General features: G+C 63.4%; 15 protein-coding genes, 1 pseudogene and 1 riboswitch. Of the genes and pseudogenes, 4 read left to right on the top strand and 12 right to left on the bottom strand.

What is annotated here, in order from left to right; all coding sequences use genetic code 11:
* Window positions 1-58: 58 nt before the first annotated feature.
* Window positions 59-760 carry a hypothetical protein gene (locus tag HU144_RS01565; protein ID WP_235349829.1) on the bottom strand — a complete coding sequence of 234 codons (702 nt, stop codon included), beginning with the start codon at window positions 758-760 and terminating at the stop codon, window positions 59-61.
* Window positions 761-857: 97 nt separating this feature from the next.
* On the opposite strand from HU144_RS01565, the gene HU144_RS01560 reads away from it, so the two are divergent.
* Window positions 858-1,541, top strand: a complete 684-nt coding sequence (locus HU144_RS01560) for a metal-dependent transcriptional regulator (protein ID WP_235349828.1) — start codon at window positions 858-860, stop codon at window positions 1,539-1,541.
* A gap of 43 nt (window positions 1,542-1,584) precedes the next feature.
* Here HU144_RS01560 and HU144_RS01555 read toward each other — a convergent pair whose 3' ends face one another.
* From HU144_RS01555 to HU144_RS01525, 7 genes and pseudogenes are all read right to left on the bottom strand, one after another.
* Window positions 1,585-2,016, bottom strand: a complete 432-nt coding sequence (locus HU144_RS01555; protein WP_235349827.1) for a hypothetical protein — start codon at window positions 2,014-2,016, stop codon at window positions 1,585-1,587.
* A 33-nt stretch (window positions 2,017-2,049) separates the two neighbouring features.
* Window positions 2,050-2,161, bottom strand: a riboswitch (SAM riboswitch).
* 127 nt (window positions 2,162-2,288) lie between these two features.
* Complete coding sequence (locus HU144_RS01550) at window positions 2,289-3,797, bottom strand: inorganic phosphate transporter (protein WP_235349826.1); 1,509 nt, start codon at window positions 3,795-3,797, stop codon at window positions 2,289-2,291.
* 681 nt (window positions 3,798-4,478) lie between these two features.
* Window positions 4,479-5,237: pseudogene (gene erm / locus HU144_RS01545) on the bottom strand (23S ribosomal RNA methyltransferase Erm); the annotation flags it as partial.
* A 476-nt stretch (window positions 5,238-5,713) separates the two neighbouring features.
* The gene (locus tag HU144_RS01540) at window positions 5,714-6,310 is read right to left on the bottom strand and encodes an HdeD family acid-resistance protein (RefSeq protein WP_193071338.1); all 597 of its coding nucleotides are present in this window, start codon (window positions 6,308-6,310) and stop codon (window positions 5,714-5,716) included.
* 57 nt (window positions 6,311-6,367) lie between these two features.
* Complete coding sequence (locus tag HU144_RS01535; protein ID WP_235349824.1) at window positions 6,368-7,396, bottom strand: slipin family protein; 1,029 nt, start codon at window positions 7,394-7,396, stop codon at window positions 6,368-6,370.
* 120 nt (window positions 7,397-7,516) lie between these two features.
* Window positions 7,517-8,317, bottom strand: coding sequence for a glutamate racemase (locus HU144_RS01530; protein ID WP_235349823.1), 801 nt, complete (start codon window positions 8,315-8,317; stop codon window positions 7,517-7,519).
* Window positions 8,314-8,886 (bottom strand): HAD domain-containing protein, encoded by a 573-nt coding sequence (locus tag HU144_RS01525; protein ID WP_235349822.1) that lies wholly within the window; start codon window positions 8,884-8,886, stop codon window positions 8,314-8,316. Before HU144_RS01525 ends, HU144_RS01530 begins: the two co-directional genes overlap by 4 nt.
* A gap of 114 nt (window positions 8,887-9,000) precedes the next feature.
* On the opposite strand from HU144_RS01525, the gene HU144_RS01520 reads away from it, so the two are divergent.
* The gene (locus HU144_RS01520; protein ID WP_235349821.1) at window positions 9,001-9,723 is read left to right on the top strand and encodes a helix-turn-helix domain-containing protein; all 723 of its coding nucleotides are present in this window, start codon (window positions 9,001-9,003) and stop codon (window positions 9,721-9,723) included.
* Here HU144_RS01520 and HU144_RS01515 read toward each other — a convergent pair.
* Window positions 9,706-10,122, bottom strand: a complete 417-nt coding sequence (locus tag HU144_RS01515) for a VOC family protein (RefSeq protein WP_235349820.1) — start codon at window positions 10,120-10,122, stop codon at window positions 9,706-9,708. The two genes, HU144_RS01520 and HU144_RS01515, sit on opposite strands and share 18 nt — an antisense overlap.
* Before the next feature lie 130 nt (window positions 10,123-10,252).
* Here HU144_RS01515 and HU144_RS01510 point away from each other — a divergent pair, with 130 nt between their 5' ends.
* Entirely contained in the window at window positions 10,253-10,936 is a 684-nt protein-coding gene (locus HU144_RS01510; protein WP_235349819.1) for a 4a-hydroxytetrahydrobiopterin dehydratase, read from the top strand.
* A gap of 4 nt (window positions 10,937-10,940) precedes the next feature.
* Here HU144_RS01510 and HU144_RS01505 read toward each other — a convergent pair whose 3' ends face one another.
* A complete protein-coding gene (locus tag HU144_RS01505) occupies window positions 10,941-11,342 on the bottom strand; it encodes an acyl-CoA thioesterase (RefSeq protein ID WP_092108940.1) in 402 nt (133 codons plus the stop codon).
* 178 nt (window positions 11,343-11,520) lie between these two features.
* On the opposite strand from HU144_RS01505, the gene HU144_RS01500 reads away from it, so the two are divergent.
* Window positions 11,521-12,684 (top strand): CaiB/BaiF CoA transferase family protein, encoded by a 1,164-nt coding sequence (locus HU144_RS01500; protein WP_092104484.1) that lies wholly within the window; start codon window positions 11,521-11,523, stop codon window positions 12,682-12,684.
* Window positions 12,685-12,690: 6 nt separating this feature from the next.
* On the opposite strand, the gene HU144_RS01495 is transcribed toward HU144_RS01500, so the two are convergent.
* Both HU144_RS01495 and HU144_RS01490 read right to left on the bottom strand, forming a co-directional pair.
* Complete coding sequence (locus HU144_RS01495; protein ID WP_235349818.1) at window positions 12,691-13,671, bottom strand: electron transfer flavoprotein subunit alpha/FixB family protein; 981 nt, start codon at window positions 13,669-13,671, stop codon at window positions 12,691-12,693.
* The gene (locus HU144_RS01490) at window positions 13,668-14,477 is read right to left on the bottom strand and encodes an electron transfer flavoprotein subunit beta/FixA family protein (RefSeq protein ID WP_235349817.1); all 810 of its coding nucleotides are present in this window, start codon (window positions 14,475-14,477) and stop codon (window positions 13,668-13,670) included. Before HU144_RS01490 ends, HU144_RS01495 begins: the two co-directional genes overlap by 4 nt.

Here is a 14,477-nt window from a genome sequence, read left to right as displayed (position 1 = left end):
TTGTTCCAGATCCGCGACCCCTCGTGTCGGGGCGGAGCAGACTGAACCCGGGCCGAGGTCAGACTCGGGCCGGAGCTTTGGCCAGTGCCAGCTTCCGTGCACCGATGAGCAGTGGAATCGTGATCAGCAGAGCGAGACCGGAGGCGAGGAAGCTTGCGACGGGGTCTGCGGACTCGAGCCTTCCGAACGCCATCATGACCGCGATGCCGAGACCGATGAAGAGGAACAGCGCGAGAATCGAGAGAACAACGATAGTGCGCACGAGCATCGCCACAGATAGGTACGCGAGCCCGATGTTCGTACTCGCCCAGGCCGCTGCGAAGACCGCGAGGAAGGGCAGCGGGGTGGAGAAGAATTCTGCCCATAACGTGCCCGGGGCACCGGTGTCGACGGCGAAACCGCGACAGATCAGCATCGTCAGGGACAGGCAGGCGGCCTGGATCAGTCCCATCATCAGGATTCCGCCCAAGGAATACTCGTTGAGCACGATGAGGAATGTCGGTCCCGCCCCTTCACGTCGCTGCCGCTCGTGCGTCGAGGACCGGCGCCCGTGCGTCGAGGACCGGCGCCCGAACGAGACCACGACAGAGAGCACCGAGAACAGTCCAAGAAGACCGAACCCGAGACTGGGCGCATTCGACGGGTCGGCAGTGTCGTCAGATCTCAACGGCTGTCCGGCATTCATCGCAGCGAAGATGCCGATGAAGAGGACAGCGGTGATCACACCGGTGGTGATGGTGCGGCCGAGGTGCATGGTCATCGTCGTCTGCTCCGCTGGGTCTGTTCAGGTCTCACCCTCGACTGTAGACGAGGACCGTTTCTGTTGGCGGCCCCGTCACATCGGCTACGCTGAGCGCATGCGTGCAGGCGAAGTGTCCGAGGTCAGCCAGGACTATCTCAAGGCGATCTGGTCGGCCCAGGAATGGGGCGGGACACCGATGACTGCCACCGAGTTGGCGAACCGGTTCGGCACCACGAAGGCCAACGTCACCGAGGTGCTCAAACGTCTCGATGAACTCGGGCTCATCGTCCGCGTGCCCTATCGCCCTCCGGTGCTGACCTCGAAGGGGGAGACGATAGCCCTATCGATGGTGCGCAGGCATCGCCTGCTCGAAACGTTCCTCGTCGAATCCTTGGGCTATGGCTGGGACGAGGTCCACGATGAGGCGGAGATCCTCGAACATGCGGCCTCGGACCGGCTTGTCGATCGCATCGACGCGTTCCTCGGCCGTCCTCAGGCCGATCCTCATGGGGACCCGATCCCCGGCCCCGACGGGCAGATCGAGTCCCATGAGTCCTCGCTCCTCCTCGCCGAGGCTGACCCCGGGTCCTACACGGTCATCCGGGTTTCGGACGCGGACCCTTCAGTCCTTGCCCACCTCGCCGAGGTGGGGGTGCGCCCGGGTGCGACAGTCGAGGTTCGCGACGCTGGAAGTGCATCGTCCGACGCTGGAACTGGACGTGTCGGGGTCGCGATCGGCGGCGAACCAAGCGAGATCGATCGGGCGATCGCCTCGGCGGTGTACTTGTCGGTGGCCTGACCCCACCGCCGAGGATGATGCCCATCTGCAACAGGGCACCGCGTCAGCTGCGATAGGTCATGTCAGCGAACGTGAGCACCAGTTCTGCGGCTGTTCCCGGAGCGAATTCGTCGTCAAGGACCAACTGCGGCCACTCCTTCCACAGCTCGGTGTCGAAGGGAATCCCCGGAACGCAGGCGCGATTGGTGATCTCACGATTCTTCGGATGCCGTCTGAATGAGTCTGCGTCGATGGACTCCAAGGATGTGAAGAGCGAGTGGTAGAGCACGGGCGTGAAATCGATGGTGCGGGCCTGCTCTGCGGTCCTCACCCAGTCTGGGCCCGCGTGGGGTATGCCGCGCGAGATGTCGGCGTGTGCGAGTGCCTTGTCGCTGGGCGGAAGCGCTTGGGGTGAGTGGCGGAGGAAGACACGGGCCCATTGGAGGGACTCCTCCTTGGAGAACCCAGGCCAGTTTTCGTTGGTGTCACGTGACATGACGGCACCCGTTCCTCGGGCGCAGTGCGCCCGGATCGAAGCTTGCCAACGCCTTGTGGCGCCGACCCGTTCTATCCCTGGGGCACCCGGTCGATGACGGGTTGCCGCGTGGCCGGCCAGGTACCGATGGCCACGACTCGTGAACGTGAGAACAATTCTATCTGCAGAGGCTGACACGAGCGTCGACGAGGTCCGTGCTGCTCGAAACGCACGACGGCGGCTCGGACCGATGCATCTGATGCCGGTCCGAGCCGCCGTTGGCAGGCAGCTTGTCAGCCGAAGAACGTGCGCAGACTGAGGACGCTGATGGCACCGATGCTCGCGGCGGCCGGCAGGGTGATGACCCAAGCCATGGCGATCGGCTTCATCAGCTTCCAGTTCGCCGATCGGTTGACCAGACCTACGCCGATGATCGCACCGATGAGGATATGGGTGGAAGAGACGGGCAGACCGCTGACTGAAGCTGCCATCACGACGGCCGCGGCAGCGAGCTCGGCGGCGAAGCCGGATGCAGGGTGGATCTCCGTGAGTTTGGTCCCGACTGTGGCGATGACCTTGCGGCCGATGAACCAGAGGCCGGCAACAAGGGCGATCCCGCAGGTGAGCATGGCAGCGAAGGGGACGGTCGCCTCGGAGCTGATGGTGCCGGTCTTGAGCACGTCGAGGACTGCGGCGAAGGGCCCGATCGCGTTCGCAATGTCGTTGGAGCCATGGCTGAAGGCGAACGCCGAGGCGGTGAACACCTGCATCCAGGAGAAGAGGACGTAGGTCGCGCGGGGAACTGTCTGCTTGCGCAGGGTCTTGGCAAAGACGAAGACCGCCATCCACACGGCGAGGCCGATCATCGCCATGATGAGGGTGCCTCCGACGGCGTTGACTGCAACGTCGAGATTCTTCAGGCCCTTGAACAACAGCATCGCGGTGAGGATGACGGCACCGCCTGCGGCGATGAGCGGAACCCAACGTTGAAGTGTGGAGTGCGAACCGACCGGCTGATCGGCCGAAGCCGCGGTACCGGGGTCGCGTTCACGGTCCATTCCGACGCCTGCAGCGTGGCTGTTCTCGCCGGTGGGAGCGAGCATGTGGGGTTTCAGGGTCTTTGACAGGGCATCGCCGAGGACGTACTTCTTGATCGCCCCGTAGATGAGGAAGGCGACGAGCGCGCCGAGCGCGGGGGAGAGGACCCATGAGATGGCGATCATGCCGACCTCTGACCACTGCACCATGGCGAAGCCTCCGGTGCCGGTGACGAAGCCGATGGTCAGGGAGGCGCCGATGATGCCGCCGATGATCGAGTGCGTGGTCGAGACCGGCCAGCCCATGCGAGTGGCGATCAGCAGCCACACTGCCGCACCGAGGAGGGCAGCCATCATGATGTAGACGAACTCCATCGGGTCGAGGGAGACGGCACCCAGGTCGACGATTCCGCTCTTGATGGTGTCAGTGACATCGCCGCCGGCCAGCAGCGCACCGCTGACCTCGAAGACAGCCGCAACAAGGAGCGCCTGCTTCATCGTCAGGGTGCCCGCACCAACCGAGGTGCCGAAGGCGTTCGCCACATCGTTGCCTCCGATGTTGAACGCCATGAACGCACCGAAGATGACCGTCGTGATGAGCACCATGCGCGGTGCGCCCTGGCTGACATAGTCGAATGACCACAAGGTGAAGGCGATGAGAGTGATCGCGAGCAGCAGGCCGAAGGCCAGGTGCCAGCGACGATCATTGCTGCGGCCGACGGTCTGCGTCGGTGTGAAGGTCTCTGGTGCCAGAGCCTGGGTCATGCGCGTCTCCTAGCGAGGATCATGAGATGTATTTCCAGCTGTCTCCCATGATTCGCACTCTGGATGTCCGCAAGGTTAAGGGGTTGATGAATGGAAGATGAACACACTCAGCTCCTCCGGCGAACAGGAGATGCACAATAGCCGTAGTTTATCGTGTGTTTACGTGAAGTTCCTGGTCAGATGGTATACGGCCGTCATCTGATCCGAGCTCAGTGAGTATGTCTGCCGAGCGGAATTCTGGTTGTGATGATGGACACGCGGGCACGATTGGCTCGTGCCCGCGTGTGGTGTGACCGTCAGCTGTCAGCTGTCAGCTGTCAGCCGTCAGCCTTGGCGCCGTGGCAGATTCCACCGCGGCTGAGGCTGGGACGGCTTGCCGTGCTGCGGCATAAAACCGCGCTCGGCCTGCAGGTGTCCCTTGTCGTGGCTCTTCGTCTTGGCCTCAGAGTCGACTCCCGGAATCTGGGCCTCGAGCTTCTTTGCCGCCTGGGCGGCGCCGACGATGGGAATCTCACCCGTGATCACCGGCTTCTCGGCAATCACGGGGATCTCTCCCGTTCCGGCCGCGACGCTGGGGTTCTTATGTCCGTTGTCGTTTCGCATGGTGTTTCCCTTCTTCTGTGATTTCCTGCTCTGCTTCTGTGCAGCTGATGGGTTCTTCGCGGTGCTTGTCTCGGTCGTGCCGAGGGCCGAATACAGTCCGGCCCACTGTTCGGGTTTGAGATCTCGTGGCAAGGTGTCTCCTCTGACGTCGTTGCGGTCCATGGTCGATTGCAGCGTGGTGCGGTCAGTGAGGTTCATTGTCGTGAGGATTCCTTTCATCCCACGTCCGCGTCCGGTGAAGGCTGTGCGGATGAATTGTTGGTAGTCCGACCTGTGCCGATCAGGCACGAGGCTGTTTGCCAGGCGATCGATGGTGAGGATGCCGCCGTCGACGCTGGGCTTCGGTGTGAAGGCGTGGGCAGGTACGCGTTCGATGAGCCGGAAGTCGAACCACGGTGCCCATTGGGCGGTCATCATGGTCGATCCGCCGACACCGGCGCGTTTGCGGGCCACTTCCCATTGGGTGAGCAGAATGGCGTTCTGCCATCTGCTGGCGCGCAGGAGTCTGCGCAGAATGGGCGTGGTCAGGTGGAAGGGCAGGCTGCCGACGATCACGGGCTGATCGAGCCTGGACCTCAGGACATCTGCGTGTCTGACCTGGGCGCGCGGGAATGAGTGTTCAAGGTGACTGATCCTCGTTTCGTCGAGTTCCACGAGCGTGAGCGGTCTGCCCAGCGTGTACAGCTGAGCAGTCACCGCACCGGTGCCAGGCCCGATCTCCAAAATGGAACCGGTGGTGGCGCGGGTGAGGTTTGCGATCGTAGTGAGAGCTGAGGGTGAATGCAGGAAGTTCTGGCCGAGTTCGTGTCGGCCGCCGAATGATGAATGAGGTCGCATGGGCGCGCTCCGGAAATGAAGAAGGGAGCACCCAGGGCAGCACAATGTGCAAAGACACGTGTCAGAGAATTGCGGCTTCGCCCCGGATGCTGATGTCTGTCCGGGTCGACAACGCGCTGCTACAGATCCTGCTCGATCGGTTCGGCGGCGACGGGTCCATCAATGGACCGGTGGTGCCGAGGGTTCGATGAGGTCAGCGGATCGCAGGAAGTGAATCGAGCGCGCTGTCAGGCGCGGCGATCACGAATGTAGAAGCTCAGCGCTGTCGTTGCGCTGCAGTTTAATGTTCCCATGGTGAATAAGCTAACACGGAGCCCTGCCTTTGATCCAGAGTTTTGTCCGCATTTATCGGAAGCCGGCGCACTAGAACATCGAGCGGACCAGTTATCGTCGAGCGGACCAGTTGTAACCTGTGCGCTCGGCGATAAGTGGTCCGCCTGGTGACTGGTGGTGTCCCGTCGCCGAGGCGGTCGAACCTATTCGATGATCTCGCCGCTGATGACGTCGCCGCCACCATCCTCAGGTGGCCTGCGGTGCGGATCCTGGCGAATCGTCTGAGCGGTCTTGCGCAGACGCCACCCGAGGGCGACCAGGCCGATGCCGACGACGACGATGAAGCCCGCGAGGGTGAAGATCAGTGCGGTGATGCCAGCGCCCGGGGCCAAGAGGAAGAATCCGCCGAGGATGATGCCGGCGACGCCGATGGCCGTCAACAGCCACCACATGCGCACCCCGATGCGGCGAATGAACAGCGAGGCGGTGACTGCGAGGAAGCTGAAGAAGATGACCGCGAATCCGGTCAGTATGGTGACGAAGGATGCGAACAACATGGGCGAGAAGAAGATGAGCGCGCCCAGCAGAATCAACAGGACGGAGCGAGCCACCAGACTTCCCGAACGTGTGCCCTTCGGCGCCAGGACGAAGGATGAAACGGCGATGACGGCCAGCCAGATGGCGAAGATGCGCACGACCACCTCGGCGCTGGTGCCAGGCCAAACCACCATCAGCAATCCGACGAGAATCGCGATGACGCCGTTGACGATGACTGATCTGCTGGTGCGTTTCAAGTCCATGACTCAAGCCTAGTCACTCGGGATGGAAGCTCGCTGAGCACAACAGATCACAGCACATCATGCGGGCGTCTTTTTGTCGTTCGCAGCTGCGCTCCCCGAGGTGGCCGTGTCGTTTTCCATGCCGGGCAGTTTGATCGATGCGGGCAGGTGCATCGTTTCGTTCAGCCTCATCGAATCGGAGAGGGCACGGACCATTCCGCTGAGATCGTCCAACGAATGTTCTGTGTCCTTTGCTCCGAAGGTGGCGCTTAACGAGGCGTTCGCCGCCGCGCCGGTGCTGTTGCTGCTCGACGTTCCCACGGGGACGTCCTCGGCTGAGGCCGTAGCCGCCTTCGGTGTGTTCCCCTCGAGGAAACGCAGAAGCTCGACCGGGAAGGGCAGAACCAGAGTCGAATTCTTCTCGGAGGCGACTTCGACGATCGTCTGGAGCAGACGCAGCTGCAGAGCTGCGGGCGTATCCGCCATCGCACTTGCGGCCTGAGCGAGCTTGTTCGAGGCCTGGAACTCACCGTCGGCGATGATCACGCGTGAACGACGCTCACGTTCGGCCTCTGCCTGGCGTGACATCGATCGCTTCATCGACTCGGGCAGGGCCACGTCCTTGATCTCGACCCGGTCGATGTGGACACCCCAGTCGACGGCTGGGCTGTCGATCATGATGGCCAGACCCTGATTCAGCCGCTCCCGGTTCGTGAGCAGATCATCGAGTTCGCTCTGGCCGATGATCGAGCGCAGAGACGTCTGCGCCACCTGTCCGACGGCGAGCTGGTAGTTCTCGACATCGACGATGGCACGCCTGGGATCGTCGACCTTGAAGTAGATGACCGCATCGACCCGGACGGTGACATTGTCACGGGTGATGCCTTCCTGGGCCGGGATCGGCATGGTGATGATCTGCAGGTTGACCTTTTCCAGCTTGTCCACGAATGGGATGATGGCCGTCATCCCGGGCCGCTTGGGTTCCTCGGTGACTCTACCTAGGCGGAACACGACACCGCGCTCGTACTGTTTGACGATCTTCAGGCTGTTTCCGAGGCCGATGGCACCGAGCGCGATCAGACCGAAGATGAGAATTAAGAAGAACATCGAACCGCCTCCTCAGACGATTGCCTGTCCTTTCAGATTAACCCCGTTGCAGCAAAAAAGACCCGGCGCGGCGACAATGCCGAGCCGACTCCCGGCAATGGTTCAAAGAGTCGCGGACCATCAGGACCTTGCTGCCGCGATTCGCTCTCGCGCCAACAGTCGTTTTCCGGCGGGATAGGCATCCAATGACTGGGGCAGGCGCATGAGTCGACCGGAGGCATAGGTGGCGATGACCTCGCCGGTGTCGGGCTGATTCGGGCTGACGCCGTGGGCCTCGACTCCGATCCTGCGCAGGGTCTGCTTCGCCACCGGAATGGGGGAGTCGAAGAGTGTGATCGCGCCGGCCCGGGCGGCCATGATCCGGTCGGCGACCAGGCCGTAATGGGTGCATCCGAGCACGATGGTCTCCATGCCGGGATCCATCTGGTTCAGGGCTGCGTCGATCGCGGAATCGATCGTGGCGATGTCAGCCTCATTGATCGCCTCGGCGAGGCCCGGGCATGCCACCTTGGACACGGTCACCTCGGCGGCGAAGGTGTCGATGAGGTTCTGCTGATAGGCGCTGCCCGTCGTGGCCGGGGTCGCCCAGATGGCGAAGTCCTGCCCGGTCCCGGCCGCCATCTTCACAGCTGGCACGGTGCCGATGACGGGAATGTCGGGTTCGTAGCGGGCGCGGACGGCCTCGAGGGCTTGGACGGAGGCAGTGTTGCAGGCGATGACGATCGCATCGGGCTCCCACTCGGAGAGCACTGCTGCCGAGTTCAGGGCCCTGGCTTCAAGGGCTTCGGGGCTGAGACTGCCGTAGGGGGTGAAGTCCGGGTCCATGGCCAGGATCAGATCCGCGTGCGGTGCCAGGTGGAACAGTGCATCGGCGGTGCCGAGCAGCCCGAGTCCGGAATCGAGCAGACCGATACGCGTCATGAGTCCTCTTTCGGGTAGGCGAATTCCTTGATCTCCTTCAGGTGCGCCTTCGTCAGGCCCTGCGCGAATTCAGGAGCAATGAGTTTGAGCCGGTTCGCCGGATAGTGCTCGACGAAGTAGTGGTGCGTGGCCGGTGCTGCGAGATCGTCATCGATCCAGACGGCCCGACCGTGTTCGTGCTCCGCGAGCCAGTCCTCCATTGCGCGGGCCTTCCACCACAGGTGCGGATCGTTGGCGTAGCGGTTGTGGGACTCATCGGGCATCTCAATGACCTCGAAGGAGTTGCGCAGACCGAACTTCGGCTCCAGCTCAGTTTTGCACCGCTTAGACCAGGTGGAGAGCCACACGACGTCGACATCGTGGGTGTCGACGAGACGGTCGAAGAACGCGATCACCGCAGGCTTGTAATGCAGTTCGTAGTGCCAGGCCTGCAGCTTCTTGCGCCCCTCGGTCATGATGCGCAGTTTGGGCACCGGGTACGAGTTGAGCACTCCGTCGACGTCGAGGAAGACAGTGACATGCCGTGCCTGCCGACGTGCTGATGTCGGCGAAGGGGATGCAGCTGCCATTGTTCCTTCCTGGGGCGTCGAGTACCGGTTAGTCTGAGGAGAGAAGGCGACCGTTGCGGTCGAGCCGATCACCCTCAAGAATACCGCTCGAAACTGAAGAAGGCCGAGCACCCTATGTACACGGAGATGCGCATTCCCAGGCTCCGCGCTTCGCTGTGGACGTCGGCCCCCGATGCCCACCCGCCATCGGCCCTCGCCGAGGTGGCTGTGAGCGTCCCGTCGAAGCCTTCCCTCATCGTGCCCGACGGTTGCATGGATCTCATCGTCATCGATTCCCGCGTCGTCGTCGCCGGAGCAGACTCCACCGCACGAATCTTCCGTTCTGCGTCGACGAGTGGTGAAGCCCAGCCGGTCGTGGGTCTGCGCTTCGACCCCGGAGTGCTCCCGCAGCTGCTGGCCACCTCGGCGGCCGAGCTCGCCGACAGGGTGACCCCTCTCGATGCTGTGGTGACTGCAGGCAGTCGCACGACCGTCCCCGAACTCGGACCTGGTGTCGGGCAGAGGCATCTGTTGGACATCGCCAAGATGCTGACGGCCCGGGCCGACATCGATTCGGCGCCGCTTGAGCTGGCCCGTCTGCTCGGTGTGCGTGAGGAATCACCGGAGCCGGACATCGCCGAGGTGGCCGCACAGTTCGCATACTCACCCAGGCAGCTGCGGAGGCTGTCCGCCGCATGGTTCGGCTACGGACCCAAACACCTGTCGAAGGTTCTGCGCTGGCAGGCGGCACGGGCACTCATCGACGCCGGTTCCACCCGCACGGCGGCCGCAACGGCAACGGGTTACGCCGATGCGGCCCATCTGTGGAGAGACGAGAAGTCACTGCTGGGCCGGTGAACCCAGTGCTGCGAAGAGGTCGACATAGTTGTCGTCGGGATCGGAGACCACGGCGTAGCGCTGACCCCAGAACGCATCCCACGGTTCGTTGACGACTCCGGCCACGGGATCTGAACCGGCACCACCGGCAGTGAGCTGGGCAAATGTCGTATCGACCGCCTCGGCGGTGGAGCAGTCGAAGGCCAGGGACATCTTGTGGCCACCGGTCGGCCGGGTCCATTCGGGATCGATGCTGAGCATGACCGCCTCAGTGTCGAGGAGCAGGCGGAGGCTGCCCGAGGAGAACTCCGTATGCGGAGCATCCGCGCCGCCGTCGGCTAAGTCGAGGCCGAGCGCGGAGTAGAACCGCACTGCTGCGGACATGTCTGCGGTGATGATTGAGATCGCGTCGAGTTTCATGCCCTCAGATTATGTGCACGAGGGCCCATCGAGCATGAACAGAACGGCCATCTTGCTGAGGGGGCCAGATTCCTCCGATAGCGTGACTCTTGCGACCAAACGCAATCACGCATCACGGGAGGAGCGAGTTGTGGGACACGATGGCGTACTCACCAGTTCGCAGATCTTCGGCGCTGCCGTCGAGGACTGGAGGCAGCTGGCGGGACCGATCAGGGCCAGATTCAGAACCGACGAATTCGGCCAAGGTCTTGCCTTCGTCAACGCGATCGGGGAGGCGGCAGAACTGTCGAACCATGCCCCCGACATCGCTCTCACGAAGACCGGTGTCACCGTGACTGTGGGCAGTCACGACGTCGGCGGTGTGACCGAACGGGATATCACTCTCGCTCGAAAGATCAGCACGATCGCCGCTGAAGCGGGCCTGAGTGCTGACACCGCAAGCCTGATGCAGGCCGAATTCGCTCTCGACACGAGTTCAAGTGATCGAGTGTCTGACTTCTACGCGGCACTCCTCGGCGGTGAACCTGCGGGAGTGCATGCGGGTGGTGATCTCGTCGATCCAACTGGCCAGATGAATACGCTGTTGTGGTGGCAGAAGCCACGAGACGACGGCCAGTTCCCTCTGCCGGAGTCAGCCGTCCCGCAGAGGTGGCATCTCGATGTCTGGGTAAGCCATGGCGAGGCCGAAGGGCGGATTGCTGCAGCTCTCGCTGCGGGCGGCCACCTCGTCAGCGACACAGCTGCTCCGTCCTATTGGGTTCTCGAGGATCTCGACGGCAACCGAGCCTGCATCTGCGCGCCGATGGTCCACTGAGTGATCAGTCGGCTTCGGCGAGATATTCCCCGAGGATGCTGCGGATGCCCTCGGGGATCGGCGAGGGCTTGCCGGTCTCCCGGTCGATGTGGACGAGGACGACGTCGGAGTTGAACACCTTCTGGCCGCTCTGGTCACCGCGCGTGTGGACGGTGAAGGAGGTGTTGCCGATCCTCTTGATAGTCACCGTCATTGTGAGTTCGGGGCCGTACATGACGGGGAGCAGGTAGTCGATCGACTGGTTGGCGACGAGCATGCCACCGCCGGTCAAACTCCCGGCTTTGGCCTCGTGGAGCCACCTGATGCGGCACTCCTCGATGAGGGTGATCATGCGGGCATTGTTCACATGACCCAGCAGATCCTGATCGGACCAGCGAACCTCTGGGGAATACTCGAATGTCTTCACGGACAACCTTTCGACTCATCTGCTTCGGAGACTCTCCACCTCCGACTATGGGACGCTACCAGGGCGACCGGACGATCCAGATCACCGGGACCTCTTATCGTCGGGTGCGGCCCTGCTGCCTCTTCGGACCTGATCGATCGTTCTATAGTTAAACAGGACAGATCGACGAAAGGAAATCATGACAGTGCTCAAAGACGTGCGTGTCCTCGACCTCGGCGGAATCGGCCCCGGCCCCTTCGCCTCAATGATGTTGGCAGATATGGGCGCCGAGGTGATTCGCCTTGATCCGCCGAAGACAGCCGGCCAGCCCATGAACCCTGTTCTCGACCGTGGCAAAAGGTCGATGACCGCAGACTTCAAGTCCGAAGCCGGCATCGACCTCGCCCGGTCCCTGGCTGCGAAGTCCGACATCGTCATCGAAGGCTTCCGCCCAGGCGCCGCGGAACGCTTGGGCCTGGGCCCTGACGATCTCCACGCGCTCAATCCTGCCCTCGTCTACGGCCGCATCACCGGCTACGGACAGGACGGACCGAAGGCGCAGAAGGCCGGGCACGACCTGGGCTACATCGCCTCTGCCGGACTGCTCAACCAGCTCGGTCGCGCTGATGGGCCACCGCAGTTCCCCGCAAACCTCATCGGCGATTTCGGTGGGGGCGGCATGCTCCTCGTCGTCGGCGTTCTCGGCGCCCTCACCAGTGCCCGCACCAGCGGCATCGGCACCGTCGTCGACACCGCCATGATCGACGGCGCGAATCTCCTGTATTCGATGATGCATGGCTTCTCCGAGGTCGGCATGTGGCGTCACGACGCACGCGGGCGCAACCTCCTGGATTCCGGAGCACCGTTCTACGACGTCTATCCCACCGCCGATGACAGGTACGTGTCCGTTGCCTGCATCGAACCGGCCTTCTTCGCCGAATTCATCCGCACTCTCGACATCGAGGACCGCCTGCCCGAACCGCTGGGCGAGATCAACCATTGGCAGCCGAAGCACTGGCCCCTCATGCGGCCAGTCTTCGCCGAGGAGCTCGCCTCACGCACCTTGGCTGAACTCGAAGAACTCTTCGCCGACAGCGACGCCTGCGTCGAACCGGTCCGCACCATGGCTGAGGCGAAGACCGATCCTCATAACGTACAGCGGGGGCTCTTCTACACCGATGAGGCCGGAATCGAGCAGCCCGCACCGGCACCGAGGTTCGGCCCGGCAACCGTCGCCACCTCAACCGGAGCGGCCACCTCAACTGTGCCCACCTCGGATGGCATGGCCAGTGCAGGCCAACCTCGGCGGGCGCCGGTCATCGGTGCCGACACCGACTCGGTGTTCGCCGAATTGGGTCTGTGAGCAGCATCAGCCGCGCCGGCTCCTGATCTCCTCGTTGACCGCGCCGATGACCTCGTGGAGGTCTCCGATGATCGCGTAGTCGGCACGCTGGACCATCGTCGATTCTTCATCGGTGTTGATCGCGATCAGCGTCTTCGCCCCCTCGATGCCGGCCATGTGCTGGATTGCGCCTGAGATCCCACACGCAATGTAGACATCCGGTGTGATCCGGCTGCCGGTCTGACCGACCTGCTCTGTGTGGGGGCGCCAACCCAGACCCGTGACCACACGAGAGACACCCAATGCCCCGCCGAGGTGGTCGACGAGCTCGAGGACTTCGCCGAATCCGTTCTCCGAACCGACCCCGCGACCAGCACCGACGACGGCACGGGCCTGGGTCAGGCCCGAGGTGTCATTGTCGTCAGCGGTCTCGACCTCGGTGCGAACAACGCGAACGCGCAGATCCTCTGCAGCTGTTTCGGGGGAGTGGGTGAGGACCTCCGGCGTCGTCGGCGTGGTCTCCTCTGGGTTGCAGGCGTGACCGGCGAGGGTGAGAACCTGCAAGTCACCGCCGACCTGAAGACGTTCGAACGCGGCCCCGCCGAGCACCTGCCGCAGCAGTCCTTCCTCATCGGCGGCCACGACATTGGCCGCCATCCGCTCCCCGGTTCTCACAGCCACATGGGTCATGAGCTCCATTCCGCGCGGAGTGCCCGAGGCCAGAACCGCCCCGGTCTCCGGCGCGATGTCGACGAGGGCCTGCGCCCAAGCCGGAGCCGAATAGGCCTCGAGATCCGCAGTCTCGAGGTGGTGGATTCGGTCCACGCCGAGGGCGGCCAACTGCTCGGTGGCGGCCTCGGTAAGCGCGCCGATCACAGCGGCCTCCACTCCTGCCGAGAACGAGTCGGCGGCGAGGACGTCCGCGTTCGTGCGGGCGAAGGTGAGCGCCTCGGCGGAGGTCAGCGCCACCTGACCGCTCTCATCGGTTTCGACGAATACGAGAGTCATGACCTGATCACTCCGATCTCTTCCAGCACGTCGACCAGGGCCCCAGCTGCATCCGGGCCCTCGCCGAGGATGGTGACCTCATTCGCTGTGTCCGGTGGCAGCTCGAGGCCGATGCGCGGATTTCCGGCACCCGGTTCGGGTGCCACATATTCGGCGATGCGAGCCTTCTTCGCCTTCATCCGTCCGGTGATCGAGGGATAGCGCGGGTCGACGCCGCCCTCCTGGACCGCGATGACGGCGGGCAGTTCGAGAGAGAAGATCTCTGTGCCGGCCGGCCCGATCCCGCGTGCCTCGATTGACCCGCCACCTGAGCTGCCGGACCTGTCTGAGCTGGAACCCGTGCTCGCACTCAGCGTCTGGATCCCCGTCAGCACCGGGTATTCGAGGTCGTAGGCCAGGCGGATGGGAACCTGGAAGTCGCCGGTGTCGGCGGCATCATTGCCCAGCAGCACAAGATCGAAACTCTGGCCCCCTTCGGCGCGGTCGCGGATGACGTCGCCGATGACCTGGGCGATGTCCTCGGGCCCGAACGCACCCGGTTCCTCGGTTTCGATGAGGATTCCGTCGTTGGCGCCCACGCCCACGGCCGCGCGCAGCTGTTCGACCGCCTCGGCGGGGCCCAAGGTCAGTACCGTGACCTTGCCGCCGGTGGCTGCGGCCGTCTGGATGGCCAGCTCCACCGCGCATTCCTCATGCGCCGAGGTGGTGTGGCCCAGGCCGGAGTCGTCGATGTCCGTGCCTGAGGCGTCGAGCGTGATCTGGCCAGAGATGTCGGGGATGCGTTTGATGCAGACGAGGATGTCCAT

Source organism: Brevibacterium sp. UCMA 11752, from assembly GCF_021532235.1.
Lineage (GTDB): Bacteria > Actinomycetota > Actinomycetes > Actinomycetales > Brevibacteriaceae > Brevibacterium > Brevibacterium antiquum.
The sequence above is the reverse complement of the archived record's forward strand: the minus strand, read 5'-3'. Positions and strand labels throughout refer to the sequence as shown.

Excerpts from the sequence above, each read along its gene's own strand:
- HU144_RS01550 (WP_235349826.1), bottom strand. The coding sequence starts at position 3,797 with ATGACCCAGGCTCTGGCACCAGAGACCTTCACACCGACGCAGACCGTC.
- HU144_RS01500 (WP_092104484.1), top strand. The coding sequence starts at position 11,521 with ATGACAGTGCTCAAAGACGTGCGTGTCCTCGACCTCGGCGGAATCGGC.
- HU144_RS01565 (WP_235349829.1), bottom strand. The coding sequence starts at position 760 with ATGACCATGCACCTCGGCCGCACCATCACCACCGGTGTGATCACCGCT.
- HU144_RS01495 (WP_235349818.1), bottom strand. The coding sequence starts at position 13,671 with ATGACTCTCGTATTCGTCGAAACCGATGAGAGCGGTCAGGTGGCGCTG.
- HU144_RS01520 (WP_235349821.1), top strand. The coding sequence starts at position 9,001 with ATGTACACGGAGATGCGCATTCCCAGGCTCCGCGCTTCGCTGTGGACG.
- HU144_RS01530 (WP_235349823.1), bottom strand. The coding sequence starts at position 8,317 with ATGACGCGTATCGGTCTGCTCGATTCCGGACTCGGGCTGCTCGGCACC.
- HU144_RS01540 (WP_193071338.1), bottom strand. The coding sequence starts at position 6,310 with ATGGACTTGAAACGCACCAGCAGATCAGTCATCGTCAACGGCGTCATC.
- HU144_RS01490 (WP_235349817.1), bottom strand. The coding sequence starts at position 14,477 with ATGGACATCCTCGTCTGCATCAAACGCATCCCCGACATCTCTGGCCAG.
- HU144_RS01515 (WP_235349820.1), bottom strand. The coding sequence starts at position 10,122 with ATGAAACTCGACGCGATCTCAATCATCACCGCAGACATGTCCGCAGCA.
- HU144_RS01535 (WP_235349824.1), bottom strand. The coding sequence starts at position 7,396 with ATGTTCTTCTTAATTCTCATCTTCGGTCTGATCGCGCTCGGTGCCATC.
- HU144_RS01560 (WP_235349828.1), top strand. The coding sequence starts at position 858 with ATGCGTGCAGGCGAAGTGTCCGAGGTCAGCCAGGACTATCTCAAGGCG.
- HU144_RS01555 (WP_235349827.1), bottom strand. The coding sequence starts at position 2,016 with ATGTCACGTGACACCAACGAAAACTGGCCTGGGTTCTCCAAGGAGGAG.
- HU144_RS01525 (WP_235349822.1), bottom strand. The coding sequence starts at position 8,886 with ATGGCAGCTGCATCCCCTTCGCCGACATCAGCACGTCGGCAGGCACGG.